Raw genomic sequence first — 2267 nt, 5'->3', positions numbered from 1 at the left:
GGGCGTCGTCGGCCGGGTCGGCGGCACCGCCGGTGGCCGGCGGCGCCGGGAGGGCCGGAGGAAGGCGAACAGTCCACCGACGATGGCGACCAGCAGGACGCCGGCGACAACGAGGTACTCCCACAACTGGTCGATCACAGGCCCATCCTCACACTGCGGAGCATTGGGGCGTTAACTCTGTCCGCTCTCGAACTCTGCCCGGTCTCGGCCTCTCGAACTCTGCCCGCTCTCGAGTCCGTCGCCCGGTATCGGCTTCCTCGGCTCCTGGCCCCCGCTCAGCGCTGCGGGGCGCTCTCCGTCGAGGAGTGCGGGGCCTCACTCACCGGCGTGGCCTCCTCGCCACCCGTCGGGCGGATCTTGGCCGCGGCCGAAGTCACCAGCCCGGTGGTCTTGGTGGCCGCTGCGTCCGTGCCGGCCTTGACCTTGACGAAGACCTCCTCCCCGCGCGCCGTCAGCAGGTCCCGGCCCTGCCGCCGCGCCGGGATCGCCACCAGCGCCAGGACGACGATGGAGATCAGGACGCACAGGATCAGGGGAAGAAGGACGCGGAGCATGGCTCCAGGTTCTCAAATGTCTACACGTGTCCCAAATGCGACACGCACAACGCAGCAACGGCCGGGTGGCAAGTGCCACCCGGCCGTTGCGGGAACCCGTTAGGGCTTATGTCACATGGTCACGCCGTGGCGGGCCGGGACATAGCGCACGGAGGCGCTGTAGAAGGTGCGCGACGCCCCGCCACCGGCGAAGGTGAAGGTGGCCTTGGTCCGCCACACGCCCGGGCGCGCCGCGTGGCTGTCGGGGAACTGGACGTTGTTGTAGCCGACGTACTTGGTCTGGGTCGTAGCGTTGCCACGGTCGTACCAGTAGCCGTTGACCAGCTGCTGGATCGTGACGCGACCGCGGATGTAGGCCCCGCCGCCGGCGCAGTAGATGACGCCGACCTGCCGGCTGGTGTTGCCGACGCCGCCGATGATGAACGGCTTGTTGGCCTTGCCGTAGCAGGTGACCTTGGCGTCGCTGACGGCACCGGTGTCGGGCGCGGCGTTGGCGGCGCTGGCGCCACCGAGAGCCATCAGGCCGGCGGACGCGACGGCAACGGCGGCGCGAGTCATGGACTTCACGATTGTTTCTCCCCTCCAGCCACCGACCCTGCGTCGGCGGCATGAGCAGAAACCTTAGAACGACTCCGGGGGCATTGGCAGCATAACGGACCGGTAACACTGTGGCGGGTTACCGACAGCCCTGGTGACTTGCCGCCAAAGCCGTCGCTGACCTGCAGACTTCAGGCGGGCTCGTCGAGCGAACGTAGCCGCTGGGACACGACATTAGTCACGCCGTCACCGCGCATCGACACGCCGTACAGCGCGTCGGCGACCTCCATCGTCCGCTTCTGGTGGGTGATCACGATGAGTTGCGAGGAGTCGCGCAGCTCCTCGAACAGCGTGATCAACCGTCCCAGGTTGGTGTCATCCAGGGCCGCCTCGACCTCGTCCATGATGTAGAACGGGCTCGGCCGGGCCTTGAAGATCGCGACCAGCAAGGCGACGGCGACGAGCGAGCGTTCCCCGCCGGAGAGCAGCGAGAGCCGCTTGACCTTCTTGCCCGGGGGGCGCGCCTCCACCTCGATACCCGTCGTGAGCATGTCCGACGGATCGGTGAGGAAGATCCGCCCCTCGCCGCCCGGGAAGAGCCGGGCGAAGACCCGCTCGAACTGCTCGGCCGTGTCGTGGAAGGCGGCCGTGAAGACCTCCTCCACCCGCTGGTCGACCTCGCGGACGATGTCGAGCAGATCACGCTTCGAGGCCTTGAGATCCTCCATCTGCTTGGTCAGGAAGCTGTGCCGCTCCTCCAGCGCCGCGAATTCCTCGAGCGCCAGCGGGTTGATCCGCCCCAGCTCACGCAACCCCCGCTCGGCCCGGCGCAACCGCTTCTCCTGGACCTCACGGACATACGGCTGCGGCTCCCCCGGCTCCTCGCCCGCTGCCACGACGACCGGAACCAGCTGGTGCGGCCCGAAGTCCTCGACGAGGACGTCCGGGTCGATGCCCAGCTCCTCGATCGCCTTCTGCTGCAACTGTTCCACGCGCGCCTGCTGGGCGGCCCGGGCCACCTCGTCGCGATGGATGTCGTCGGTGAGTGCGGCCAGGTCGTCCTGGGCGGCGCTCAGCTGCACCCGCAGCGCGGCCAGCTGCGTCTGCTGTTCTCGCGCCCGCGCGTCGAGGGCCGCGACGGCACCCTCCGCCCGGCCGGTGGCGGCGCTCACGCGC

General features: G+C 69.0%; 3 protein-coding genes. All 3 read right to left on the bottom strand.

What is annotated here, in order from left to right; all coding sequences use genetic code 11:
- Positions 1-275: 275 nt before the first annotated feature.
- Positions 276-554, bottom strand: coding sequence for a hypothetical protein (locus BN11_RS16030; protein WP_048699366.1), 279 nt, complete (start codon positions 552-554; stop codon positions 276-278).
- 111 nt (positions 555-665) lie between these two features.
- The gene (locus BN11_RS16025; protein WP_048699364.1) at positions 666-1121 is read right to left on the bottom strand and encodes a hypothetical protein; all 456 of its coding nucleotides are present in this window, start codon (positions 1119-1121) and stop codon (positions 666-668) included.
- 161 nt (positions 1122-1282) lie between these two features.
- Positions 1283-2267: AAA family ATPase (locus tag BN11_RS16020; protein ID WP_083433813.1), on the bottom strand; the 985-nt coding region annotated here is incomplete at its 5' end.

This window comes from Nostocoides australiense Ben110 (assembly GCF_001050535.1).
Taxonomy (GTDB): domain Bacteria; phylum Actinomycetota; class Actinomycetes; order Actinomycetales; family Dermatophilaceae; genus Nostocoides_A; species Nostocoides_A australiense.
This window is presented reverse-complemented; position numbering and strand designations above follow the sequence as displayed.